The organism is Campylobacter sputorum (assembly GCF_002220775.1).
Classification (GTDB): Bacteria; Campylobacterota; Campylobacteria; order Campylobacterales; family Campylobacteraceae; genus Campylobacter_F; species Campylobacter_F bovis.
Genome location: NZ_CP019685.1, coordinates 1,632,115 through 1,647,629 on the forward strand (window position 1 = coordinate 1,632,115; position 15,515 = coordinate 1,647,629).

At 31.9% G+C, this 15,515-nt stretch carries 28 protein-coding genes and 1 pseudogene; 7 read left to right on the top strand and 22 right to left on the bottom strand.

The annotated features are described in order from the left end of the window. Positions 1-24: 24 nt before the first annotated feature. The 22 genes and pseudogenes from map to rpsJ form a co-directional block, all read right to left on the bottom strand. Positions 25-783: a type I methionyl aminopeptidase gene (gene map, locus CSPB_RS08190; RefSeq protein ID WP_033917216.1), complete on the bottom strand. Its 759-nt coding sequence runs from the start codon at positions 781-783 to the stop codon at positions 25-27. Beyond that, positions 783-2,048 (bottom strand): preprotein translocase subunit SecY, encoded by a 1,266-nt coding sequence (gene secY / locus CSPB_RS08195; protein ID WP_089193858.1) that lies wholly within the window; start codon positions 2,046-2,048, stop codon positions 783-785. Before secY ends, map begins: the two co-directional genes overlap by 1 nt. Continuing rightward, entirely contained in the window at positions 2,048-2,449 is a 402-nt protein-coding gene (gene rplO, locus CSPB_RS08200; RefSeq protein ID WP_089193859.1) for a 50S ribosomal protein L15, read from the bottom strand. The genes secY and rplO overlap by 1 nt, the downstream gene beginning before the upstream one ends. Before the next feature lie 11 nt (positions 2,450-2,460). Beyond that, complete coding sequence (gene rpsE, locus CSPB_RS08205) at positions 2,461-2,904, bottom strand: 30S ribosomal protein S5 (RefSeq protein WP_033917213.1); 444 nt, start codon at positions 2,902-2,904, stop codon at positions 2,461-2,463. Positions 2,905-2,915: 11 nt separating this feature from the next. Continuing rightward, entirely contained in the window at positions 2,916-3,272 is a 357-nt protein-coding gene (rplR, locus tag CSPB_RS08210; protein ID WP_033917212.1) for a 50S ribosomal protein L18, read from the bottom strand. A 9-nt stretch (positions 3,273-3,281) separates the two neighbouring features. Beyond that, on the bottom strand, positions 3,282-3,818 hold the full coding sequence (gene rplF / locus CSPB_RS08215; RefSeq protein ID WP_089193860.1) for a 50S ribosomal protein L6: 537 nt from the start codon (positions 3,816-3,818) through the stop codon (positions 3,282-3,284). A gap of 103 nt (positions 3,819-3,921) precedes the next feature. Next, the gene (gene rpsH, locus CSPB_RS08220; protein ID WP_033917210.1) at positions 3,922-4,317 is read right to left on the bottom strand and encodes a 30S ribosomal protein S8; all 396 of its coding nucleotides are present in this window, start codon (positions 4,315-4,317) and stop codon (positions 3,922-3,924) included. Positions 4,318-4,326: 9 nt separating this feature from the next. Next, the gene (locus CSPB_RS08225) at positions 4,327-4,512 is read right to left on the bottom strand and encodes a type Z 30S ribosomal protein S14 (protein ID WP_033917209.1); all 186 of its coding nucleotides are present in this window, start codon (positions 4,510-4,512) and stop codon (positions 4,327-4,329) included. 1 nt (position 4,513) lies between these two features. Then, positions 4,514-5,059 (bottom strand): 50S ribosomal protein L5, encoded by a 546-nt coding sequence (rplE, locus tag CSPB_RS08230; RefSeq protein ID WP_033917208.1) that lies wholly within the window; start codon positions 5,057-5,059, stop codon positions 4,514-4,516. Positions 5,060-5,064: 5 nt separating this feature from the next. Then, positions 5,065-5,298, bottom strand: a complete 234-nt coding sequence (gene rplX / locus CSPB_RS08235; protein ID WP_089193861.1) for a 50S ribosomal protein L24 — start codon at positions 5,296-5,298, stop codon at positions 5,065-5,067. Next, positions 5,295-5,663: a 50S ribosomal protein L14 gene (gene rplN, locus CSPB_RS08240; protein WP_033917206.1), complete on the bottom strand. Its 369-nt coding sequence runs from the start codon at positions 5,661-5,663 to the stop codon at positions 5,295-5,297. Before rplN ends, rplX begins: the two co-directional genes overlap by 4 nt. Then, positions 5,663-5,914 carry a 30S ribosomal protein S17 gene (gene rpsQ, locus CSPB_RS08245; RefSeq protein WP_033917205.1) on the bottom strand — a complete coding sequence of 84 codons (252 nt, stop codon included), beginning with the start codon at positions 5,912-5,914 and terminating at the stop codon, positions 5,663-5,665. Before rpsQ ends, rplN begins: the two co-directional genes overlap by 1 nt. Before the next feature lie 10 nt (positions 5,915-5,924). Further along, positions 5,925-6,110, bottom strand: coding sequence for a 50S ribosomal protein L29 (gene rpmC / locus CSPB_RS08250; RefSeq protein ID WP_033917204.1), 186 nt, complete (start codon positions 6,108-6,110; stop codon positions 5,925-5,927). Next, positions 6,097-6,522 carry a 50S ribosomal protein L16 gene (rplP, locus tag CSPB_RS08255; protein WP_089183231.1) on the bottom strand — a complete coding sequence of 142 codons (426 nt, stop codon included), beginning with the start codon at positions 6,520-6,522 and terminating at the stop codon, positions 6,097-6,099. Before rplP ends, rpmC begins: the two co-directional genes overlap by 14 nt. A 2-nt stretch (positions 6,523-6,524) precedes the next feature. Next, positions 6,525-7,223, bottom strand: a complete 699-nt coding sequence (rpsC, locus tag CSPB_RS08260) for a 30S ribosomal protein S3 (protein WP_089183232.1) — start codon at positions 7,221-7,223, stop codon at positions 6,525-6,527. 4 nt (positions 7,224-7,227) lie between these two features. Continuing rightward, a pseudogene (gene rplV, locus CSPB_RS08265) lies at positions 7,228-7,557 on the bottom strand (50S ribosomal protein L22); the annotation flags it as partial. An 8-nt stretch (positions 7,558-7,565) separates the two neighbouring features. Then, positions 7,566-7,847: a 30S ribosomal protein S19 gene (gene rpsS, locus CSPB_RS08270; RefSeq protein WP_033917200.1), complete on the bottom strand. Its 282-nt coding sequence runs from the start codon at positions 7,845-7,847 to the stop codon at positions 7,566-7,568. A gap of 1 nt (position 7,848) precedes the next feature. Then, the gene (gene rplB / locus CSPB_RS08275) at positions 7,849-8,679 is read right to left on the bottom strand and encodes a 50S ribosomal protein L2 (protein ID WP_089183233.1); all 831 of its coding nucleotides are present in this window, start codon (positions 8,677-8,679) and stop codon (positions 7,849-7,851) included. Between the two features lie 2 nt (positions 8,680-8,681). After that, complete coding sequence (locus tag CSPB_RS08280) at positions 8,682-8,963, bottom strand: 50S ribosomal protein L23 (protein WP_089183234.1); 282 nt, start codon at positions 8,961-8,963, stop codon at positions 8,682-8,684. Between the two features lies 1 nt (position 8,964). Continuing rightward, positions 8,965-9,615, bottom strand: a complete 651-nt coding sequence (rplD, locus tag CSPB_RS08285) for a 50S ribosomal protein L4 (protein ID WP_033917197.1) — start codon at positions 9,613-9,615, stop codon at positions 8,965-8,967. Continuing rightward, positions 9,612-10,190 (bottom strand): 50S ribosomal protein L3, encoded by a 579-nt coding sequence (gene rplC, locus CSPB_RS08290; protein WP_033917196.1) that lies wholly within the window; start codon positions 10,188-10,190, stop codon positions 9,612-9,614. The genes rplD and rplC overlap by 4 nt, the downstream gene beginning before the upstream one ends. An 18-nt stretch (positions 10,191-10,208) precedes the next feature. After that, the gene (gene rpsJ / locus CSPB_RS08295) at positions 10,209-10,520 is read right to left on the bottom strand and encodes a 30S ribosomal protein S10 (RefSeq protein WP_033917195.1); all 312 of its coding nucleotides are present in this window, start codon (positions 10,518-10,520) and stop codon (positions 10,209-10,211) included. Positions 10,521-10,810: 290 nt separating this feature from the next. Here rpsJ and CSPB_RS08300 point away from each other — a divergent pair, with 290 nt between their 5' ends. From CSPB_RS08300 to CSPB_RS08330, 7 genes are read left to right on the top strand one after another with little or no spacing between them, the layout of a single operon-like run. Continuing rightward, positions 10,811-11,077, top strand: coding sequence for a NifU family protein (locus tag CSPB_RS08300; protein WP_033917194.1), 267 nt, complete (start codon positions 10,811-10,813; stop codon positions 11,075-11,077). After that, positions 11,067-11,615 (top strand): hypothetical protein, encoded by a 549-nt coding sequence (locus CSPB_RS08305; protein WP_033917193.1) that lies wholly within the window; start codon positions 11,067-11,069, stop codon positions 11,613-11,615. Before CSPB_RS08300 ends, CSPB_RS08305 begins: the two co-directional genes overlap by 11 nt. Beyond that, a complete protein-coding gene (locus tag CSPB_RS08310) occupies positions 11,599-12,882 on the top strand; it encodes a UDP-N-acetylmuramoyl-L-alanyl-D-glutamate--2,6-diaminopimelate ligase (protein ID WP_089193862.1) in 1,284 nt (427 codons plus the stop codon). The genes CSPB_RS08305 and CSPB_RS08310 overlap by 17 nt, the downstream gene beginning before the upstream one ends. A gap of 3 nt (positions 12,883-12,885) precedes the next feature. After that, positions 12,886-13,233 carry an aspartate 1-decarboxylase gene (gene panD, locus CSPB_RS08315; RefSeq protein WP_089183240.1) on the top strand — a complete coding sequence of 116 codons (348 nt, stop codon included), beginning with the start codon at positions 12,886-12,888 and terminating at the stop codon, positions 13,231-13,233. A gap of 2 nt (positions 13,234-13,235) precedes the next feature. After that, positions 13,236-13,547 (top strand): YbaB/EbfC family nucleoid-associated protein, encoded by a 312-nt coding sequence (locus CSPB_RS08320; RefSeq protein ID WP_033917190.1) that lies wholly within the window; start codon positions 13,236-13,238, stop codon positions 13,545-13,547. Further along, positions 13,548-14,672: a DUF7488 domain-containing protein gene (locus CSPB_RS08325; protein ID WP_089193863.1), complete on the top strand. Its 1,125-nt coding sequence runs from the start codon at positions 13,548-13,550 to the stop codon at positions 14,670-14,672. Further along, positions 14,669-15,514 carry a polyprenyl synthetase family protein gene (locus tag CSPB_RS08330; RefSeq protein WP_089193864.1) on the top strand — a complete coding sequence of 282 codons (846 nt, stop codon included), beginning with the start codon at positions 14,669-14,671 and terminating at the stop codon, positions 15,512-15,514. Before CSPB_RS08325 ends, CSPB_RS08330 begins: the two co-directional genes overlap by 4 nt. The last annotated feature ends 1 nt before the right edge of the window (position 15,515 follow it).

A 15,515-nucleotide genomic window follows, 5' to 3' on the forward strand; every position in this document is an offset into this window, starting at 1 on the left:
TATAAACTAGCTTTGAGAAAAGTTTTAAATTCTACTTAAAATTTCTACTTTGTTGTTTAAAATAGCTATACAGTGTTCATAATGGCTAGTTCTAAGTCCGTCTTTACTAGTAACTCTCCAATTATCACTTCCAATGACAGGAGTGCCATCTTTTTGGCATATCATAGGTTCTATACAAAACACCATACCATTTTTTATCTTTGGTCCAGATTTGGGATTATTTCCCTCTAAATAATTTGGAATTTCTGGCTCTTCGTGAGGTCTTTTTCCTATTCCGTGACCACAAAATCCTTTTAAAGGAACAAAGCCTCTTTTTAGTATAAAATGTTCTATTTTATAGCTTAACTCTTTAAAATGCATTCCTACTTTTATATTATCTATAGCAAAATAAAGAGCATCTTTAGAGCAGTTTATAAGATCTTCATCTTGTTTTGAAATTTTTCCTATTGGGTATGTTCTAGCACTATCTCCATAATAGCCATTTATTTTACTACCTATATCAACACCCAAAATATCGCCTTCCTTTAAAATAGTATTATCTGGAATACCATGAATTACAACTTCATTTAAAGAAAGACAAGCTGCATTTGGAAAATCATAAAGTCCTTTAAATGCAGGATAAGCACCTTTTGAAGTTATAAAATCATCTATTAGTTTATCAACCTCAAGCAAGGTCATACCGGATCGTAAAAACTCTCCGGTATAATCAAGAGCTTGTGCTACAATCTTATTTGCAACCCTAAGCCCTTCTAAATCTTTGGCATTTTTTAAAGAAATTGCCATTATAAACCTACTGCACTTAAAGTTTGATATTTATTCATATATCTTTGCGCTTCTATTTTTCTCATAGTATCAAGTGCAACTTGAACAACGATAAGAACAGAAGTTCCTCCAAAATAAAATGGCACTCCCATAAATTTAACTAATAACCAAGGAATTGTGGATATAAGACCAAGATAAATAGAACCTGTAAAAGTTAATCTACTGGCTACTTCATTAAGATATTTTGCGGTACTCTCTCCTGGTCTAACACCTGGTATAAATCCACCTTGCCTTTTTAAATTTTCACTAATATCTTTTGAATTAAATGTAATCGATGCGTAAAAATATGCAAAAAATATTATAAATAAAAATGTAAGAACATGGAAGAAATATCCGTTTGGACTTAAAAAATCATTTATTGCTTGCAAATATGGATTTGTGCTTGCTTGAAAAATAGTTCCTGGAAACATCAAAACAGCACTTGCGAAAATAGGGGGTATAACTCCACTTAAATTTATCTTTATAGGAATATAATTCATTATTCGTTTATGTTGATTTTGTATTATAACTTTTCTTGAATAGCTTATTGGTATGCGTCTTTCACCAAGTTCTATGTAAAGTATAAAACCTACTGTAAATATTATTATCACAAGTATAGCAAGAACTACAAGGAAATTAAGTGCTCCATTATTTACAAGATCTATTGTGCCACCAATTGCTGATGGAATACCACTAACAATACCTGCAAAAATTATTAAACTTATACCATTTCCTATACCACTTTGGGTAATCCTCTCACCTATCCACATTAAAAGCATTGTTCCACAAAGCATAGATATTGCTGAAATAGCTATAAATAAATTAAGATTATCTATCATTATAGCACTAGCACCACTTCTACTTGGCATACTATTTAAACCTATACTCACTCCAACTGCTTGAACAATAGTTATAAAGATAGTAACATAACGGATAATTTGCATATATTTTTGCATACCGTCGCGTTCTTTTTTCATTTTGCCTAAATTTGGGAAAGTTGCAGCAAGAAGCTCCATAACAATAGATGCTGTTATGTAGGGCATGATACCAAGAGATATTACACTAAGCCTTTCAGCAGCTTTTCCGCTAAACATATTAAACATACCAAGAGCGTTATTAGCGTTTGAATCAAAAAATTCTTTGATAACATCAGCATTAACTCCAGGAACTGGCACATAAGCCAGTATCCTATAAGCAAACAAAAATGCCAACGTGATCAAGATCCTGTTGGTCAATGTCTTATTCATTATTTTTGTCCACTAACGCTAATATTGTCGTCTTTTATTTTAGTTGCTAAATCTTTAGCAGTTGATCCTATTAGTTTTATTTTAGTAACGCTTTTTGAAAGTTTATGAACACTTTTTATACTCTCAATTGTTATATCTTTTAGCTCTTTAATGGCTGTTATTTTTTCTACATTAATAACATAAGGTTTTTCAAATTTAGAAACAAATCCAACTTTTGGAAGTCTTCTTTGAAGCGGTTGTTGACCACCCTCAAAACCTCTTTTTTCATTATAACCTTTTCTAGCTGTTTGACCTTTACCACCTTTTGTAGCTGTTTTTCCCCAGCCACTACCTTGTCCACGACCAATTCTTTTAGTTTTATGAGTTGAACCCTGCGCTTTTTGTAAATTTTCTAATCCCATACGAATTCTCCTTAGTTTTTAAGCATACTTAACGCTTTTATGGTAGCTCTTACAACATTAGCTGAATTATTTGAACCAAGTGATTTTGTAAGGATATCTTTAATACCAGCAAGCTCTATAATAGGACGAGTTGAACCACCAGCTATAACACCAGTACCTTCGCTAGCAGGTTTTAGTAAAATTTTACTAGCATTGTATTTAACTTCTATATCGTGAGCTATAGTTGTACCTTTGATATTTACTTTTATAATATTTTTAAAAGCATCATCAACAGCTTTTCTTATAGCATCTGGAACTTCTTTTGCTTTACCAAATCCAAAACCAACAAGACCATTCTTGTTTCCTACAACAACAAGAGCTGTAAATCTAAATCTTCTACCGCCTTTAACAACCTTTGTAACACGACCAATATCAACTATTACTTCGCTAAATTCTTCTTTATTATATTTTTCCATCTTTAACCTCTTTATAGTTCTATGCCGTTTTCTCTAAGGCTATCGCCAAAAGCCGCTACAACACCGTGATACAAATAACCATTTCTATCAAAAACAACCTTGTTTATATTTGATTTTTTTAGCTCATTAGCAAATTCTTTAGCAAGTGTTTTTGCACCTTCTATATTTGCTTTTATACCAAGTTTTTTACCACTACAACTAGCGACAGTTACAGCCTTAACATCGTCTATAGCTTGAACATAAACTGTTCTATTTGATTTAAAAATAGAAACTCTTGGGCATTCGTTTGTTCCTGAAATTTTAGATCTAATACTTTTTTTTCTCTTAGCTCTTAAGCTTATTTTTCTTTTTAATACATTTGCTTCCATCACAAACCCCTACTTCTTAGCTGTTTTGCCGGCTTTTCTAATAATACGCTCTTGAGCATATTTAACTCCCTTGCCTTTGTATGGCTCAGGAGGTCTAAATCCTCTAACCTGTGCTGCTACCTGACCAACAACTTGTTTATCAACACCTTTAATAGTGATAATATTTTTATCAACACTAGCTTCAATACCTTCTGGCAATTGATAGTTCACTACATGTGAAAAACCTAAATTTAGCTCTAAAACTTTACCTTTAACGGCAGCTTTATAACCAACACCATTTATCTCTAGTTTTTTTTCAAAACCGTTTGTAAGTCCAATTATAACATTATTTGCAAGAGCTCTATAAGTTCCCCAATATGCTCTATCTTGTCTTTCATCGCTTTTTGAAGCAAAAACTAATTTTCCATCTTCAACTTTAATACAAACATGACCTCTTGTGTCAAGTTCTTTTGTAGTATTACCTTTTTTAAATACTACTACACTATCTTTTACACTAACATCAATTCCACTTGGAATTGAGATAGGTTGCTTACCTATACGAGACATTTTTTTCCTTTTTACTTGTCTAGGGTATGTCTACTTTTACGAATGGATACCACAATACCATAAAAAAGCAGAATTTAAAACTGGGATATCCCAGTTCAACTTCTTACCAAACAGTGCACAAAACTTCACCACCAACACCAGCTGAATGTGCTTTTTTATTACTTAAAACACCTTTACTAGTACTGATGATGCTAATTCCATAACCATTTTTAAATCTTTTTATATCATCCCTGCCTTTATAAATTCTTCTGCCTGGTTTTGAAACCCTTTTTATTTCATTTATAGCAGGTTTGCCATTTTCATCATATCTTAAAACTACATTGATAAATTTCTTTTTATCTTCTTCAACTATATTGTAGTTTTCAACATATTTCTCTTCTACCAAGATTGTTAAAACTGCTTCTACAACATTTGAATGAAGTAATTTTGCAGTGTCAAGCTTTCTCATATATGCGTTTCTAATGCGAGTTAGTCCGTCTGAAATTAAATCATTTAACATTTTTTCTCCTTACCAACTTGCTTTTTTTAGACCAGGGATTAATCCCTCATTTGCCATTTTTCTCAAGCAAACTCTACAAATTCCAAAATCTTTATAAACAGAATGTGGTCTACCGCAAATTTTACATCTTGTATAACCACGAACCTTAAATTTAGGTTTGCGTGCTGCTTTTGCTATCATAGATTTTTTAGCCATATTATTTTCCTTTTGCAAAAGGCAAACCAAAAAGCTCAAGCATTTTGAAAGCCTCTTTATCATTTTTAGCTGTTGTAACTAAAGCGATGTTCATACCGTGAGTTTTTAAAATTTTATCATACTCAACTTCTGGAAACATTAATTGCTCATTTAAACCAAAGTTATAGTTTCCTCTTCCATCAAAACCATTTTTAGGAAGACCGCGAAAATCTTTTACTCTTGGAAGAGCAATGCTTATTAGTTTATCTAAAAATGCATACATTCTATCTTTTCTAAGAGTAACTTTGATACCTACTGGAAAACCTTCTCTTACTTTAAAACCAGCAACTGATTTCTTAGCATTTGTTACAACTGATTTTTGTCCAGCTATTAAAGATATAGTATCTGCCATATTTTGAAGCACTTTTTGATCTTTACTGCTATCGCCAACACCAACACTTATAACAATTTTTTCAAGAGATGGTATTAGCATAGGATTTTTTATATCAAATTCTTTTGCTAATTCATTTTTTATAGATGAGTTATATTTTTCTCTTAATCTTGCCATAACTATTATCCTTCAACTTTCGCTACATTTGAAATATCCATAGGCATTTCTTTATTTATAAAACCACCATTTTGGAATTTTTCACTTGGCTTAACAGCCTTTTTAGCTACTTTGCAGCCCTCAACTATAACTTGATTTTTTTTAGGAAGAACAGATAAAACTTTACCAGTTTTTCCTTTGTCATCACCAGCTATAATTTTAACTTCATCACCTTTTTTAATTTTAAATTTAGTCATTATAGAACCTCCGGAGCTAGTGAAACTATTTTCATAAATCCACCATATCTTACTTCTCTACCAATAGGACCAAAAATACGAGTTCCAACAGGCTCTTTTTTAGCATCCAATATAACAGCAGCATTTTCATCAAATCTAATAAGAGAACCATTATCTCTTTGAATCTCTTTTTTAGTTCTAACAATAACCGCTTTTACAACCTGACCTCTTTTTACTTTACCATTTGGAAGAGCTTTTTTTACTGAACAAACTATGATATCGCCTATAGTTGCATATCGTCTTTTTGAACCGCCTAAAACTTTGATACACATAAGCTCTTTTGCACCACTATTATCTGCAACTGCAAGTCTTGTAAAACTTTGAATCATTATTCTACTCCTTTTGCAACTACAGATTTAAGTCTAAATGATTTTGTTTTACTAAGTGGTCTACACTCTATAGCAACAACTGTATCACCAGCTTTTGTCTCATTTTTTTCATCATGAATTAGATATTTTTTAAATTTCTTAACAATTTTTCTATATCTAGGATGCATAACGCGTCTTTCAACAAGAACGCTAGCTGTTTTATCTCCAGATTTTTGAACTACAACGCCTTGAATTTCTCTTTTTAATGCCATCTTTTTCCCCCTATTTAATCGCGTTGATTGCAGTATTGATTCTAGCGATATCTTTTTTCAAAAGACTAATCTCTTTAGGGTTATTTAACTGCATAGTTTTTAACTTTTGTCTTAAAACAAAAAGCAACTTTTTCTTTTCTACCAACATAGTGTTAAGTTCGCTAACACTTTTATCTTTTAACTCAGTATAATTCATTTTCACTTTCCCTGTTTACGAACTTAGTTTTAAAAGGCAATTTACTTTTAGAAAGTGCTAACGCTTCTCTTGCAGTAGCCTCATCAACACCTGCCATCTCAAATATGATTCTACCAGGTTTAATGTTCATTACCCACTCTTCAACTCCGCCTTTACCTTTACCCATACGAGTTTCTAAAGGTTTTTTAGTTATTGGTTTATCAGGAAATACTCTTATCCAGATTTTTGCTTGTCTTTTAACAAAACGAGTCATAGCAATACGCGCAGCTTCAATTTGTCTTGAGTTGATTCTACCAGCCTCAACAGCTTTTAGGGCAAAATCTCCAGTTGCAAGCTGAGTTCCACGAGTAGCATAACCACGATTGCGACCTTTCATCATTTTACGAAATTTTGTTCTTTTTGGCATCAACATGACTATTTACTCCTTCTAGATCTGCGTGTTTTCTTTGGAGCAGATTCTTCTCTTTTTTCAGCTTGAATGCCTTTTTGAAGAACTTCACCTTTAAATATCCACACTTTTATACCTATATTTCCATAAGTTGTATGAGCTTCAGCAAATCCATAATCTATCCTAGCTCTTAGAGTATGAAGTGGAACACGCCCTTCTAAATACCACTCAGTTCTTGCCATTTCAGCACCACCTAAACGACCAGCAACTGAAATTTTTATACCTTTTGCACCTGATTTTTGTGCATTTTGTATAACTTTTTTCATAGCCCTTCTAAAAGCAACACGGCGTTCTAATTGCATAGCAACATTTTCTGCAGCAAGTTGAGCTGAAGCACCAGCCTTATGTTCTTCTTTTATATTTATATTTACATCTTTATTTATAAGTTGTTTTACTTTTTCTCCAAGTTTAACAACATCGCTTCCTTTTTTACCTATTATAATTCCAGGTTTTGCTGCAACTATAGTAACACGAAGCTTTTTAGCTGTTCTTTCTATTAGAATTTGACTTATACCAGCATAATAAAGCTCTTTTTTTAGGAATTTTCTTATTTGATAATCTTCTGAAATATTCTCAGGTAAAGATGCTTTTGATGGAAACCATCTTGATTCCCAGTTTCTGTTAATTCCTAATCTTAGTCCTATTGGATTAACTTTTTGTCCCATCTTAGTCTTCCTTCTTTTCAGCTTTTGCTACTTCTACCATAATATGAGAAGTTGGTTTTCTAATGCGACTCGCACTTCCTCTTGCTCTTGGTCTAAATCTTTTAAGAACAGGACCAGCATCCACACGACAACTCTTAACTATAACTTCTTCTGGCTCAAACCCGCCATTTGCAACAGCTGATGATATAGCGTTTGCTATGTATTTAGCACCACGATTTGGTGTAAATTCTAAAGTAGCTAGTGCAAACTCAGCATTCATACCTTGAATTTGCTTTGCTATAAGTCTAGCCTTAGTTGGAGAAAGTCTAATAAATTTAATAGTTGATTTACTCATATTTCCTCCTACTTGCCTATTTTCTTTTGAACAGAGCCTTTATGGCCTTTAAATGTTCTAGTTGGAGCAAACTCACCTAATTTATAACCTATGTGATTTTCTGTTACATACACAGGAATAAAACTTTTACCATTATGGACATTAAATGTAAGTCCGATCATGTCAGGCACAATCGTACTGCGTCTTGACCAAGTTTTTATAGGTTTGTTGTCATTTGCTTTTTTTGCAGCTACAACTTTTTTCATTACATGATCATCTACGAAAGGACCTTTTTTAAGTGATCGTGCCATCTTATTTTCCTTTCTTTCTTGAAATTATAAGCTTATCACTTGCTTTTTTGCGTCTTGTTTTATAACCTTTAGTTGGTTGACCCCAAGGCGTAACAGGATTTCTACCAGAATTTTTCTTACCTTCACCACCACCATGTGGGTGATCTACTGGGTTCATAGCTGAACCTCTAGTTTGAGGACGAATTCCCCTATGACGATTTCTGCCTGCTTTACCTATAGATATATTTGACCAATCTTCATTACCAACAACACCTACGGTTGCCATACATTCGGCTAAAACTTGTCTCATTTCACCACTTGGTAATCTAAGAACTACATATTTATCTTCTTTACCCATAAGTTGTGCATAACCACCAGCACTTCTTGCCATTTGAGCACCTTTTCCTGGTTTTAACTCTATATTGTGGATAATTGTACCAATTGGAATGCTTTTTAATTTCATAGCATTTCCTGGTTTTATATCTAATCCAGATTCAGCAGAAGCAACTACATCTCCAACATTTAATCCATTTGGTTTAATAATATATCTTTTTTCGCCATCTTTATAGCTAATAAGCGCTATTCTACAATTTCTATTTGGATCATATTCAATAGCTTCAACTACGCCTTCTATACCAAATTTACGACGCTTAAAGTCTATTATACGATAAAGCTTTTTAGCACCTGCTTCTTTATGGCGAGATGTTATTCTACCATTATGATTTCTACCAGCTGTTGCAGGTATTTTAACAAGCAAAGATCTAACACTAGGTTTAGCTGTTATATCATCATTTTTAAGTCCTGTCATAAATCTACGACTTGGAGTATAAGGTTTATATGTTTTTATAGCCATAATTAAGCCTCCATATTTTCAAGACTTACGCCTTCAGGCAACTTGACATAAAATTTCTTGATGTCATTTCTAACACCAGTTCTTCCTCTAAATTTCTTAACTTTGCCATCAAGTCTTAGGGAATTAACTCTAAGTGGCGTAATCCCAAAATACTCTTTCAAAACAGCCTTTAAACCATTTTTAGTCATTTTAGGTGAAGTTTGGATAACAACAACACCATTTTCTTGAAGTGAGAGAGTTTTTTCTGTATAAATAATTGTTTTTATATCTGTTATATCTGCCATCTTAGCCCTCTTTTACTATTGATTCAAGTGCTGATTTTTCAAAAATCACTGTTTTAAATACTGAAACAAGATAAGCATTTATCTCACTTTTATCTACTATATAGCAATTTTGTAAATTTCTATAAGCTAAAAATGTATTTTCTATTTCTACTGCTTTACCTTCAGTGAAATTTTTCTCATTTGAAAAATCGCCTACTATAAGTGCATCACGAACATTTAGTTTTTTTAGCATACTAACTGCATCTTTTGTCTTTCCAGATGGAATTAAAATGCTTTCAACTGCAAAAATACTATTTGACTCAGCTTTTTGTGCTAAAGCAAATTCTAATGCTAATCTTTTTTGTTTTTTATTTATTTTTTGATTATAATTTCTCTCGTTTGTAGGACCAAATGCAACAGCACCGCCTACCCAAACATTTGTTCTAGTTGAGCCAGCTCTTGCACCACCACGACCTTTTTGTCTCCATGGTTTTTTACCTCCACCACTTACTTCTGATCTACCTTTTGAATGTGCTGTATTTGCACGAACAGATGATAGATAAGATTTTACATAAAGATATAGGTTGTGTGGGTTTACCTCAGCGTAAGATGCAGGAAGCTCTTGTTCGCCTGATTTTTTGAATTTATCATCTAAAATGGTTATTTTACTCATTTTACTATCCTTATTCTACCCATAGCACCATTAAATCCAGGAACTGAGCCTTTTAATACAAGAATTCCGTTTTCTTTATCAAAGCTCATTAACTCGTTTTTAACGCTTACTTTTTTATTACCCATATGTCCTGCCATTTTCATACCTGGTTGAACTCTACCTGGCCATTCACAGTTACCGATAGATCCATGTCTTCTATGAAATCTACTACCATGAGATTTTGGACCGCCTGCAAATCCGTGTCTTTTCATAACACCTTGATAACCGCGACCTTTATCATTAAAACTTACTTTTATAACTTTAGCTTCACTTAATGGCGAAACATCTAAATCACCAGCTTCATTATTTGCTACTTCGATAGTTGCAAATTTATTAAATTCTGCTGTTAAATTATATTTTTTTTGTTGCCCAGCTATAGCTTTGTTGTTTGCTTTACCTTGTGCATAAGCTACAAGTGCTTTTCCGCCTTCTGCTAACTCACAAACTTTAGTATTTACAAGTTTAAGCAAGGTAACAGGAGTGCTAATAGTTGCTATAGTTCGGCTCATACCGATTTTTTCTACAATGTATTCCATAACTTAATCCTTGTTTTCTTACTTGCCCATTGCACGAACTTCGACATTTACTTCTGGAGCAAGGTCAAGTTTTGTAAGTGAATCGACCGTATCCGGCGTAGCTGCGACAATATCAAGCATACGTGCATGAATTTTCATCTCAAACTGCTCGCGTGAATCTTTATTTACATGTGGAGATTTTAAGACTGTGTAGCGTTTGATTTTTGTTGGCATTGGCACAGGACCTCTAACGTCCGCACCTGTTCTCTTAACAGCTTCTACAATGGCTGCAACTGTGCGATCTAGAACTCTATGGTCGTAAGCTTTTAGCTTTAACCTTATTCTTTCCATGATTTTTCCTTTTACAAAGAACTTGTCGCGAACATGCGACCTTTTTTATTAAAAAAAGATTTGTATATTATCAAGATTAAGTATCAAAAGTCAAGGAATATAGTGTTTTTTTGCTAAAATTTACATATTTATTTCCTTAAAAAAAGGAAATAAAATAGTTAAATCAAATTAAATTTTAAATCAAAAAAATCATTTTTTATCTTCTGTATATAACCTTATAAAATGTGTTTATAAAAATGTTATGAAATTTTTGCTATTATATAGGTTATTTTTATGGGTAAGGAAAAATTATGATACCATTTAGCGATGAAGAGCTTTTAAAACCAGTAAAAATAAGCTTAGCTAAAATACTTCCTATGCTTGAAAAAGATGGCGGAGGAATGGAATTTTTAGGAATAAAAAATGCAAAAGTCTATGTTAGATTGATTGGTGCCTGTCATGGTTGCCCATCAAGCGGACAAACATTAAAATATGGTGTTGAAAGACAACTAAAAATAGACATTCACCCAGAAATAGAAGTTGTAAATATACCAGTAGGTGAGAAATTTGAAATATAAAAATATTGCAATCAAAGCTTTTTATGATGGAAACTATGAACTTGCAAAAACTTGTTTTTCTATGCTTTATGAAACAATGGATTCTAAATTTATATTGATGCTTATAAATATTTGCGAGCTAGCAAAAACCAACAAAAATGAAGCCCAAACGATATTTGACATAGTTTTAAAAAAAATGAAAAATAAAGAAAATACTGATGATTTAAATAGTATTATAGAAATTTTAGAATCAAAATTTGAAAATACCACTTTAAATTTAATGATGCAAAATGCGATTTCATATAGTGAATTTATGTCTTTGGTAAAAGATAATGGCGATTTTAAAAATACATTTGAAAATATCATGTTTTCAAGTAAAGTTATGATATCAAACAGAGATGACTTACTTGAATTTTTAGATAATCTTATAAAAAATGGATTTATAGAGCTTGGGCTTAATTATTTAGAAAGTGCTGCACAAATTTTCCCAGATGACGAAAGACTTCATATACTCATAAAGCAAATTTCACAAAGGCAAGAAAATGAAAATAGAATTTGATAATTTTTTTATAACAGATAATTCAAATGAATGCGAAAAAGGTTGTAAATTTGTAAAAACACAAATGAATGCTAAATTTGAAAATGACGCTATAAAAAATGGTGCTAGCATTATATCATTAGACGAAGCTAAAAAGCTACTTGGTATAGATAAAGATATAAAAATTATAGGAATAACTGGAACAAATGGCAAAACTACAACTGCAGCTGCCATATATTCTGCTTTAATAGATCTTGGCTATGGATGCGGACTTTGTGGAACAAGAGGTGCCTTTGTTAATGACAAAAGAATAGATGAAAAATCTCTTACAACAATGCCAATCTTAACAACTCTAAGTTATTTAAAAAAAGCAAGTGAAGAAAAATGTAATTTTTTTGTTATGGAAGTTAGTTCTCATGCAATAGCACAAAACCGTATAGAAGGGTTAAATTTTGCTTTAAAAGTATTTACAAATTTATCACAAGATCATCTTGATTATCACGGAAGTATGGTCAAATATGCAAGGGTAAAAAGCAGTTTTTTTGCAGATGATACACCAAAACTCATTAATAGTGATGATGAACATATAGTTTACAATCCAAAAGAAGCTTTAACATATGCTATAAAAAGACCTGCTACTTTTGGAGTTGAAGCTTACTCATTAAGAGGCGGAATAGAAGCTGTTTTAAAAAATGGAAGTGAGAAATTTGAGCTAAGTAGCGACTTACAAGGAGAATTTAATCTTTATAACCTATTAGCGGCACTTGGAGCTATAAAAATGCTAACAAAACACTCTTGCAAAGAGATTTCAAAAGCTCTATCAAATTTCGCAGGTGTAGAAGGACGGGTTCAAAAAATTTGTGATAACCCAACAGTTATAGTTGATTTTGCTCATACACCTGATGGAATAGAAAAGGTTTTAGACGCTCTTAAAGATAATGAACTAATAGTAGTATTTGGGGCTGGTGGCAACAGAGATAAAACAAAAAGACCATTAATGGGCAAAATCGTGCAACACTATGCAAAATATAGCATAGTAACTAGCGATAATCCGCGCTTTGAAGAACCACTTGATATCATAAACGATATTTGTTCTGGTATGGATATGAGCAAAAATGCAACTTGCGAAGAAGATAGAACAAAAGCCATAAAAATGGCTATAGATATGGCAAAAAATGGCGAAATTGTAGTCGTGCTTGGCAAGGGCGATGAAAATTATCAAGAGATAAAAGGTGTAAAATACCATTATAGCGATCAAGAAACCATTTTAAATTTAGTAAAAGGATAAGATTTGAATATAGATGTAATGATAAGCAAAATTCATAGAGCTAAGGTTACAGATGCTGATTTAAACTATGTCGGATCTATTTCAATAGATGTAAATTTGATGAAAGAAGCAAATTTACTTGAATATCAAAAAGTAGATATTGTAAATATAAACAACGGCGAGAGATTTTCAACATATGTTATAAAAAGTGATAAAAAAGGAGAAATTTGCCTAAATGGTGCAGCTGCAAGAAAAGTTTGCAAGGATGATTTGGTTATAATTATAGCTTATGGAAGTATGGATTACAACGAAGCAAAAACATTTAAACCAAAAATAGTACATGTAGATGAAAATAACGAAATAAAGGGCTAAATATGTTTGAGGGATTTGATTTTTCAAAAATGGGTGATGTATTAAATGAAGTTCAAAAAAAGGCACAAGAATTTGAAAAAGAAAACGAAAATCTTACTTTTGGTGCAAAAAGTGGTGGTGGATTAGTAAATATTAGTGCGAACGGAAAAGGCGAAATCATAGACTTAAGTATAGATGATAGTTTACTTGAAGATAAAGAAAGTATGCAAATTTTGATAATATCTGCAATAAACGATGTTATGAAAATGGTAGAAGACAACAAAAAACAGCTTGCAAGCAAAATGCTTGGAGGATTAGGCGGATTTGGAGGATAAATGAAAAAGCTTTTATTGTTAATTGTGTGTATTAACTTATTGTTTGGAGAGGCTAGACCTACTCAAGATGATTTTAATGTTTGCTATGAAAAACTAAAAGATTCTGGTGTATATATAGATGGGATGTTTGGACTTGTTATCAAGCCAAATCTCATTGCAGTTCCTAGAACTGGTGAAAAAGCTCCAAAAAAGTATCTCAAATTTGATCCTTATTTACAACTTTATCTAGTTTCTAGCGATACAGCCCTTGCTCCTGCTAAACTTGGTAATGAAAGAGAGTTAGATAAAAGTAATTGGGTTGGAATTTTAGAGCATAATAACACTCAAATGGGGCATATAAAAGAGCTTGGCGAAAATCTTGGAATTCTCGATACTCTTAGCTTTGAAGCAAATAAAACTGGAATTTTATCGGCTCCTTGTTGCGGTGTAATGGGAATTAGTGTTGGTAAAGATAAATTTATAGGTTCAAGATATTTAGAACATTTTGTTAAATCAAGTGAAGTGTTTTATGGGGACATAGGTGTTAAATTTGATAAAACCAAAGATGATAAATTTATAGTAAGTGAAGTAAATCCATTTGGTAAAGGTAAAATGTTATTAAAAGACGATGAGGTTTTAAGTATAAATGATATAAAACCAAAATCACTTAGAGAATTGAATGAAATCATACTTTTTTCAGATAAAGATTCAATCATAAAAGTAGAAGTTTTAAGAGATGGAGAAAAAATAAAATTTGATATAAAAATTTCACCTCAAAATGAAGAAAACAACAAAGAAGATACCAACCAAACTCTTATTTCTATGTTTGATTTAAATTTAGCACAACAGCAAGATAAACAGTCACCTAAAAAAATAGTAACACCAAAACCAAAAAATGTTGGTTTAGAGTTTTTAAATAAATACGGATTAATTCTAAATAATAACCTTACAATAAAATCTGTTAGATCTGATTCTATGGCACAAAAAGATGGATTTAAGCGGGGCGATAAAATAATTCAAATAGATCAACAAAATTTTAAAAACTTATCAGCCGTAAATGATTTTATAGCAAAAGCAGATAGAAATACATATTATTTCTTAGTATCTAGAAATGATTTTCATTTTTTTATAAGGGTAAAAAGATGAGTGTATTAGATAAATTTATTAAACACTTAGATAGCAATTTACCGTGCACTGATAGTTTTCATCCTCATTTTGATGAATCATTAAAAACTATGTTAAAAGCTGGCGGAAAACATTTTAGAGCTCAACTTTTACTTAGTATGGTTGAAGCTTACAAATCAGAACTTTTAGATAGTGCTATGGATGTAGCTTTAGCTCTTGAAATGATCCACACTTATTCACTAATACATGATGATTTACCAGCTATGGATAATGCACCTTTTAGAAGGGGAGTGCCAACTCTTCATACAACATATGATGAAGCTACTGCTATTTTAGCAGGAGATGCATTAAACACTCATGCTTTTTTTGTATTATCGAATGCAAATTTAGATGATAAAACGAAAATTTTGTGTATACAGAGTTTATCGAAAAATGCAGGAATTTATGGTATGGTTTTGGGTCAAGCAATAGATTGTTTTTTTGAAAACAAACACTTAGATATAAATGAACTTAAATTTCTTCATAAACACAAAACAGGCGCATTGATAGCATCTTCACTTGAAATGGGTGCTATCATAAGCGGACAAAGCAACACAAAAGAAATTTATGACATAGGGCTAAAATTAGGGCTTGCTTTTCAAATTCAAGATGATATAATAGACGCAACATCATCGAGCAATGAAGCTGGAAAACCTACAAATAACGATACTAATAAAAATTCATTTACAAATTTACTTGGATTAAACGGTGCAATAGAAGCTAAAAACTCACTTATAGATGAAATTTATACTCAGATTTCTAAATTTGATGATAAATTTCAAAATATGATAAAAAATTTAATAAACAAATATATAAAAGGATAAT

What these genes read in the sequence shown, in the direction of transcription:
- CSPB_RS08300 (WP_033917194.1), top strand. Translation starts at nt 10,811, where the DNA reads ATGATACCATTTAGCGATGAAGAGCTTTTAAAACCAGTAAAAATAAGC.
- CSPB_RS08225 (WP_033917209.1), bottom strand. Translation starts at nt 4,512, where the DNA reads ATGGCTAAAAAATCTATGATAGCAAAAGCAGCACGCAAACCTAAATTT.
- rpsQ (WP_033917205.1), bottom strand. Translation starts at nt 5,914, where the DNA reads ATGGCATTAAAAAGAGAAATTCAAGGCGTTGTAGTTCAAAAATCTGGA.
- secY (WP_089193858.1), bottom strand. Translation starts at nt 2,048, where the DNA reads ATGAATAAGACATTGACCAACAGGATCTTGATCACGTTGGCATTTTTG.
- CSPB_RS08320 (WP_033917190.1), top strand. Translation starts at nt 13,236, where the DNA reads ATGTTTGAGGGATTTGATTTTTCAAAAATGGGTGATGTATTAAATGAA.
- rplP (WP_089183231.1), bottom strand. Translation starts at nt 6,522, where the DNA reads ATGTTGATGCCAAAAAGAACAAAATTTCGTAAAATGATGAAAGGTCGC.
- rplC (WP_033917196.1), bottom strand. Translation starts at nt 10,190, where the DNA reads ATGGAATACATTGTAGAAAAAATCGGTATGAGCCGAACTATAGCAACT.
- rpsS (WP_033917200.1), bottom strand. Translation starts at nt 7,847, where the DNA reads ATGGCACGATCACTTAAAAAAGGTCCTTTCGTAGATGATCATGTAATG.
- rpsJ (WP_033917195.1), bottom strand. Translation starts at nt 10,520, where the DNA reads ATGGAAAGAATAAGGTTAAAGCTAAAAGCTTACGACCATAGAGTTCTA.
- rplB (WP_089183233.1), bottom strand. Translation starts at nt 8,679, where the DNA reads ATGGCTATAAAAACATATAAACCTTATACTCCAAGTCGTAGATTTATG.
- CSPB_RS08325 (WP_089193863.1), top strand. Translation starts at nt 13,548, where the DNA reads ATGAAAAAGCTTTTATTGTTAATTGTGTGTATTAACTTATTGTTTGGA.
- CSPB_RS08280 (WP_089183234.1), bottom strand. Translation starts at nt 8,963, where the DNA reads ATGGCAGATATAACAGATATAAAAACAATTATTTATACAGAAAAAACT.
- rplD (WP_033917197.1), bottom strand. Translation starts at nt 9,615, where the DNA reads ATGAGTAAAATAACCATTTTAGATGATAAATTCAAAAAATCAGGCGAA.
- CSPB_RS08330 (WP_089193864.1), top strand. Translation starts at nt 14,669, where the DNA reads ATGAGTGTATTAGATAAATTTATTAAACACTTAGATAGCAATTTACCG.
- rplE (WP_033917208.1), bottom strand. Translation starts at nt 5,059, where the DNA reads ATGGCAAGATTAAGAGAAAAATATAACTCATCTATAAAAAATGAATTA.
- map (WP_033917216.1), bottom strand. Translation starts at nt 783, where the DNA reads ATGGCAATTTCTTTAAAAAATGCCAAAGATTTAGAAGGGCTTAGGGTT.
- rpsC (WP_089183232.1), bottom strand. Translation starts at nt 7,223, where the DNA reads ATGGGACAAAAAGTTAATCCAATAGGACTAAGATTAGGAATTAACAGA.
- rplO (WP_089193859.1), bottom strand. Translation starts at nt 2,449, where the DNA reads ATGGGATTAGAAAATTTACAAAAAGCGCAGGGTTCAACTCATAAAACT.
- rplF (WP_089193860.1), bottom strand. Translation starts at nt 3,818, where the DNA reads ATGTCTCGTATAGGTAAGCAACCTATCTCAATTCCAAGTGGAATTGAT.
- rpmC (WP_033917204.1), bottom strand. Translation starts at nt 6,110, where the DNA reads ATGAATTATACTGAGTTAAAAGATAAAAGTGTTAGCGAACTTAACACT.
- CSPB_RS08310 (WP_089193862.1), top strand. Translation starts at nt 11,599, where the DNA reads ATGAAAATAGAATTTGATAATTTTTTTATAACAGATAATTCAAATGAA.
- rplR (WP_033917212.1), bottom strand. Translation starts at nt 3,272, where the DNA reads ATGGAAGCAAATGTATTAAAAAGAAAAATAAGCTTAAGAGCTAAGAGA.
- rplN (WP_033917206.1), bottom strand. Translation starts at nt 5,663, where the DNA reads ATGATTCAAAGTTTTACAAGACTTGCAGTTGCAGATAATAGTGGTGCA.
- rpsE (WP_033917213.1), bottom strand. Translation starts at nt 2,904, where the DNA reads ATGGAAAAATATAATAAAGAAGAATTTAGCGAAGTAATAGTTGATATT.
- rpsH (WP_033917210.1), bottom strand. Translation starts at nt 4,317, where the DNA reads ATGTTAAATGATTTAATTTCAGACGGACTAACTCGCATTAGAAACGCA.